This is a genomic window from Mesotoga sp. HF07.pep.5.2.highcov (assembly GCF_003666285.1).
Taxonomy (GTDB): Bacteria; Thermotogota; Thermotogae; order Petrotogales; family Kosmotogaceae; genus Mesotoga; species Mesotoga prima.
Genome location: NZ_JFHJ01000675.1, coordinates 1 through 6,810 on the forward strand (window position 1 = coordinate 1; position 6,810 = coordinate 6,810).

4 protein-coding genes and 1 pseudogene are annotated in these 6,810 nt (G+C 44.1%); 2 read left to right on the top strand and 3 right to left on the bottom strand.

Annotated features, from left to right (window positions below; all coding sequences use genetic code 11):
- Positions 1-132: 132 nt before the first annotated feature.
- The 3 genes and pseudogenes from BG32_RS14460 to BG32_RS14475 form a co-directional block, all read right to left on the bottom strand.
- Positions 133-1,044 carry a carbohydrate ABC transporter permease gene (locus BG32_RS14460; protein ID WP_006487626.1) on the bottom strand — a complete coding sequence of 304 codons (912 nt, stop codon included), beginning with the start codon at positions 1,042-1,044 and terminating at the stop codon, positions 133-135.
- A gap of 43 nt (positions 1,045-1,087) precedes the next feature.
- Positions 1,088-2,315 (bottom strand): annotated as a pseudogene (locus BG32_RS17260) (extracellular solute-binding protein).
- Between the two features lie 1,312 nt (positions 2,316-3,627).
- Complete coding sequence (locus tag BG32_RS14475; protein WP_183084212.1) at positions 3,628-4,683, bottom strand: GntR family transcriptional regulator; 1,056 nt, start codon at positions 4,681-4,683, stop codon at positions 3,628-3,630.
- 1,080 nt (positions 4,684-5,763) lie between these two features.
- On the opposite strand from BG32_RS14475, the gene BG32_RS14485 reads away from it, so the two are divergent.
- On the top strand, positions 5,764-6,492 hold the full coding sequence (locus BG32_RS14485; RefSeq protein ID WP_006487619.1) for a TetR/AcrR family transcriptional regulator: 729 nt from the start codon (positions 5,764-5,766) through the stop codon (positions 6,490-6,492).
- 104 nt (positions 6,493-6,596) lie between these two features.
- A partial coding sequence (locus BG32_RS14490) for a cation-transporting P-type ATPase (RefSeq protein ID WP_147435087.1) occupies positions 6,597-6,810 on the top strand: 214 nt, incomplete at its 3' end.

Consider the following 6,810-nt stretch of genomic DNA (forward strand, 5'->3'; position numbering starts at 1 on the left):
GAAGTCGACAGCATCCAGAAGATCGGTGCAAACCAGAAAGCTGCAAAGGCCCATAGAAGAACAGTCACTATCACTGCAGTTATTCGTTTGCTGAGTTTCTTCTTGTTTTTGGGGACTGTTGAAGTCATAGTTTCACCCCTCCGTCGATCGTATAGATTTGGTGACCAGAACTAGCTGAATCACTGCGAAAATCAGTACGATCGCAAATATATACCAGGAGATCGCCGCGGCCCTTCCGAAATCCTGTCGCTCAAATCCCACGAGATAGAGATAGTAAACGAGTGTACGAGTGGTCCCTGCGGGTCCTCCCCCAGACAATATATAGGCTTGATCGAAGAGCCCGAATGCCAGAATCGCCTGACGAACGACATCGAAAAACAGCACGCTCTTGATCCATGGGAGAGTTATGTAGATGAATCTCTTCCATGGTCCGGCTCCATCTAGTTTTGCTGATTCGTACTGTTCGGGTGGGATTCTTTGTAGAGCTCCAAGATATAGCAGTATGCTGAACCCAACGATCCACCAGACCGTAACAAGGATAATCACTCCCCAGGCTACAGAAGTGCTTCCAAACCAGGAAACCGCATTGTTGATGAGCCCGACTTTATCCAGGTAATAGTTGGCAAGGCCCGAAGGAAAGGAAGCAAATATCCATTTCCAGGAACTCAGAATTCCTACAGATCCGAAGAAAGCTGGCGAAACGAAGGCAACGAGTAACCAAAGCTGACCGAAGCGCTTTTTCTTGAGTATGTGGGCGAAAAGGATTGCCACAATTATTACCAAAGGGACGCTAATCAGTGCAAAGATTACAGTGTGCTGAACCGTTGGCCAGAACCTTGAATCGTTCCATGTCCGCACATAGTTATTGAAACCAATGAATACGTTTTCTTTCAGGAGACTCCAGTTGAAGAAACTGATAATGAGTCCGAATACTAGAGGGACAGCAACGAAAAGAATGAAAAAGAACAGGTGAGGGAGGAGGAACAACCACGATCCAACCTCCCTGCGGAAACTTCTTGGTGACTTAGAATGTGATTGTCTCAATTACTCCTCCTCCCTTCACCTTATTAACCGTTACTTACGCAGATCAGTTTCTCGACCAATAGTCGTCGAGAATTTCCTGAACGGCAAATGCCGCTTCCTTCATTCCAGCTTCTGGGGACATCGAATGGAGTACGAGGATTTCCTCTAGATAAACGGCGATTTCGGCCTCAATCTCTGAAATAAGCGGGAACATCTGGAACTGCCTCACATATTCAGAGTCCTGAGAGACCGCGTAGATATGAGGAAGCCTTTCCTTCAGTTCCTCACTCTCGGCAATGGACTTTCTTGCGGGAGTCTGTCCTGCTTCATACCAGTCTATTGCGTGGTCCCAAAGATACTTTATGAATGTTGTCGCAGCTTCAAGTACCTTTGGATCTTCGACCATGACAGCTGGCATTGCAAGCACGTGGGATCCTCCAAATACGGCCTTAGTGTTGCCTAGCTGAGGAGCTACTGCATAACCAAAATCCTCACCCAGCTGTTCCATCCATGGCTTGATAGTCCAGATACCGGTAATCAAGACCGAGCTTTCGCCCGACTGGAAGGAAACGCCTGGGTCGGCTACCTGCATCGGCAGAATACCCCTATCCTGCATCTCAAGCATTAACTTACAGACTTCGATTCCGGCTTTTTCAAACGCAGGTGCCTTGAAGTCGTCGGTAAGCACTTCACCGCCGTGCTGCCAGAGAAGGTGGAACCAGATCCATGTCCAGGCAGGGTTCTCATAATATGGTGTCAAGCTTCAGGCGTTATAGGCAACAAAGCTCCATGGCAGATATGAATTCTTCTCTCGTTTTCGGCGGGTTGTTAGGATCTAGGCCTACCTTTGCGAAGTTTGCCTTGTTGTAGGCCATGTAGAACAGCCATATGTCCAGAGGAATTCCTACCACTTTACCATCCACAACTAGTCCTTCGAGAACACCTGGGAAGATATCATCTGTGTCGATTCCATAGTTTTCAAGCCATTCTTCCTTTGTGAATCCCTTAAAATGTTCGAGGTAAAGAGGCATGTCGAATTTCCTGATGAACATGATCTCGGGCGCTGTCTTAGATGCAATACCCATTGAAAGTTTGTTCTTCATATCCAGAGAAGACTCTACGACCACATGAACAACTTCGATGTCAGAATGCTCCTCGTTGAATCTTGCCACGATTTCATCCATGTAAGCTCCATCAGCTCCGGTCAGCGGTGACATCATCGTAATTGTTATACCGAAAGAGAAACCAACGGCAAGAACCAGCGCAAGTACCATAACCATCAACTTTCTCACTGAGTTTCACCTCCTAGAAATACTAAATACCAGATTGTTAATGAACAAGAAAACGATCTAGTCTCTGATCTATTGCCTGTCATACCACCCCCCAAAAAAAATGATATTTCTTGATCAGTCAGACCGAAAAAATGAGTTAAGCTCTTCACAGAAAAATTGGTTGTTTGATTACGTTTGAAAGCACTGGCTTCTACTCTGGTTTGTCGGGAAATACATATATGTACGTACCTTATTGAAAAAAACCAAACATACTTGCCCACACTTCCGCACAAAAGACAGATCCAGAATTCTGCCACGATTAGAAATCAGTTGTTATTAAGAGGAGAATCAATTCACGGTCACATTGTAGCAAAATCGAAGAAGTTGCGCCAAATTCGATTAGAGCCGTTCTCTGATGATCTGAGCCGGGTTTGGGCCGATATCTTCATATTTCTATTAATCGAATATTGAAAGGACGGATTCTCATTGATTTCTTCGTGATTATCATAGAATAATGTCCGTACATATATGGAGCGTTGATTCCGGACTAATTCATGAAGAAGTCCGATATTTCGATCTAAACAGGGGATAGCATATGGCAACGATTATGACGGAAACTGTCTTGGAAGCGCAAACCATTTTGTTTTCCTTTTCTGATTCCTTTCGTGAAACGAACATGTAGGAAATGCCCTTTTTCATTTCTCGACTTTCTCTCCTCTTTACCGAAGTTCCTGGAACTTGAGAGGAAGAGACAAGAGGTTCGTATTTTGAGACGGAAAAAACCCAAATCCATTTTGACGTTGGGAATAACTTTCTCGGAAGATTCCATAGCCGTCGTTTCTATAATGGATTCCTATCGGCGTCTCTCTCGCAGAGAAGTCAAGTTCCTTTTCTCAATAGATCGAAGAACCTCGAACAGATATGAGAGAAGATTTTTTGTTTTGGCCTTCCGATTTCTGCTCCTCGGTGCCCAGCAGGGGTATTTTCTTTCACGACGCCAGTTAGCTTCTTGTGCCATTGCTAGTCCAATATTTTCTGAAAATCTAGTTCTTAGTTGCGTTTCTTATGGCTTCGAGGCACCAACCCTTACCAGTCCACTAATAAGAACCTGGGGCGAAGAGTACAACCACGATTTTTGACAACGTTGTTTAAGAAGGAATCGCTCTGGACGTCAGAGCCACAAGTTGATTTGCGAATGACGAAGAGAAACTAAGATAGTCACAGAGTGAAAGCCAAAGATGTAAATTCCATGATCGCTTAGCCTTTAAAGAGGGTTGCAGATGATCTGTCTTAAGATCAGAAGTTTGAGTTTCATAAAGAAAGCGGTTCAGAACTATTCCTTCACACCAGCAACTGAACTTCTTTCAATCAATTCCGGTTTATGGACAACTCTATAAGCTTTGGAGCCATTGAGCATGTCAAGAAGGATTTCGACAGACCTTCTTCCCACATCTTCTTTTGGGTGGGCAAAAGTGGTCAGGATGTCTCTGAAATCACCGATAGGCCCGTCATCGAATCCTATAACCGAGATATCTTCGGGTATATTTAGAGCAAGTCTCTTTGCTACCAGCTGTAGCTGAAGGGCCGTCGCATCGTTGTAACAGAAGATTGCAGTAGGGCGAATCTGCAGCGGTAACGACATCAGTTCATGAGCGATTTGCATAGGCGCACCTGTGAACTCCGAAACGTTGAAGGACTTTTCGTATATCTTTGAAAACCCCAGTTGTCTGCAGCGATCTACGAAGCTCTTGGCCCTTATGACGCCGGGAAGGTGTGTCGATTTGTATATCACGGCAACTCTTTTATGACCGTATTCAAAGAAGATCTCCGCCGCTTTTTCTCCTCCAAAGGCATCGTCAAGAACATTGCAGCTCACTTGATCTATGTTCCAGTCGCTGTGTACCAGAACAATCTTGATTCCCGATTTTGCCATAGATTTCACTAGATCTTTATTTGACCTCTTTGTAGCACTGTACACAGGATCGATTATCAAACCCTTTACCCCGGAAGCAATCCACTCCGACAGGATCTGCCGTTCCTTGACTGGATCCTCCGCCGAATTGCCTAGAAGCATCTTGTATTCATTTCGAAAGAGGTGGTCCTCGGCCCCGAGCACTATATATGGAAAGATGTAACTGGTTATTTGCTGGACTAGAATGCCCACGAGGTGGTTGTCACTTCCATAGCCTACAAAGGTTCCAAGGCCCGGTCTCCTGACTATTGCCGCCTCGAAAGAGAGCCTATCCAGAGCCTTCCGGACAGTTTCTCTGCTTGCACTGAACTTCTTCATAAGCTCTTTCTCCGTTGGAAGTTTATCTCCAACAGAGTACTTCCCGGACTTGAGTTCTTCAAGCAGAAAATGCTCAATTACTGAATACTTAGGAGTGATAACAGTCGCCTCCAGTTAGAATGTACGTACATATAGGATTCTACACCTGAATTATTTTTGAGTCAAGTTTTTGCACTCAGCTAGAATAAAGAATGATTGTCATCGATCGGGATTTTACTCAGCAGTCGCGCGGGAAAGCATAGCGGTAAGAGTCAGTCATTCAACAGTCAGGGTATCTTCTCCAGGAATGGGATCGTGCTCTCTAATCACGACGGGAAAGCACTGCTGAGGCACTGTTTGTTGTAGTTTTCCATCTTTTGCTGTTCACAAGGCTTTTTGGAAGCACCTCCTAAACAAACTGTGTCAAAGGTTCTATCGCTCGGTTCATATCTATTCTTCAAGCTTTCCCTGCAGTGGAAATTTCGATTTTTCAAGTTGAATGATTCGAAAGGAGTTGTCTCGGTAAGTTTCGCACATCTAGTGATCTACGTCGGCCCCAGTGTTTAATGGGGCTGCGATTGCGTTTATTGCATTATTCATGGTTTTTTGAAGGGCTAAGACGAAAAAAACTAGTCTATTTCTCTGAGAGTTATTTACTAGTAATTCTCTAAGAATCCAGTGGTGACTGCAAGTTACGGGTAATAGTAAGAGCTAAGTCCGGAATGAATATTTCTCGCCTTCCCATCTCGACTTCCCAGAAGCTGCACTTTCACAGTTTCCTTTGCAAGGATTGGTTAACCGACAGAGATTAGAAAACGTGAATGGCCCGCCTAATAAACGATACTCATCGAATAAGAGAAATCCAGCGTCTTGTGATGTTCTGAAGTGTTTTGAAGTACGAACCCCTTATCTTGTGCAATTTCTTCAAGGGTTTTGTCTGCCTCTAAGAACTCCCTAACTAATCTGAGTTTGAACTCAGGATCATAATGCTTGCCTTTCGGATGCTTCAGCCATATTCACCCCTTCTCCTTAGTCTACTATTCCTCACTTATTTGTTTAATTCCCCTGGGGGTGAATACGAAACCTTTCCATTCTCTTGATTCATTTACCAGAGAGAATCTAAAAAACTCGATACCTCCCTAAAGAGCTAACAAAATGGTACAATGATTTTGACTAACCGGTTAGTTAGGAAGTGGTGTGATGAAATCAAAGGATGCTAACGATGCAAGAGAAAGAATCATCGATGCATCGATAGAGCTGTTTTCAAAAAGAGGATTCCATGCAACTACTACAAGTGAGATTGCTGAGGCCGCAGGAGTGACGAAAGGGCTGATCTATTACTACTTCAAAAGTAAGGAGGAGATCCTAAGCTACGTAGTTAATTCCTTACTTGAAGATGCCACTTCCATCACCATGGATTTCGTCCAGGAAGGCATCATTCAGATGATCAAAGACGGCGAACTCGATATTGAATATGACAGGATGAAGTTTTCGAACGAGGAGTCTGCTATTGTTTTCGTGAACCGATTACTTGAATACTATGAAAGGATACTCGATTATCTATTGGGAAACAGGTTGTTGCTGAGGGTTTTGATGTTCGAATCATTGAAAGACAGCAAACACCATAACGATCTCTTCAGGCTGCTTGATCTCTCGAGAGACATTGACAGCAATCCCATCCTAAAATTGATTTCCGAAGCCGACCACGATTTCACTTACTCCCTGGACATGGAATTGTTCAAGTTCTTCTTCTCTGTAATGCCCCTTGTAACTTTTGCAGCATACTATGATGATCTGAAAGAGAGAAGTATGATGAGTGGTGATGAACTGCGCAACTCATTTCTTCAATCGTTCAGAGTAGTATTGTCTTCTTTGAAAAGCGGGAATGAGATTTCGCTCAGAACAAAGCGCTCTGACGATACTGAATGAAAGCGTCGGCCCGGAGTTAAGTCTGTATTTAAAGCGATCCAAGAAGTCGCGATATGGATTTGCCTCCTTGAAGTTGCACACAGAGAAAACGGAGGATACTAAGAATGGCATGGTACTCATTGGAACTAGAAGAGGTATTAGAGAAACTGAATGCTGATCCCAACAAAGGATTGAGTTCTTCTGAAGTGGAAGAACGATTGGCTAGATTCGGCAGCAACACCCTGAGAGAGGAACGAAAGAAAACCATCTTCGAGCGTTTCCTAGAACAGTTTAAGGACGTTATGATAGTTATCCTTATGGCGGCAGCCGCAATTTCCT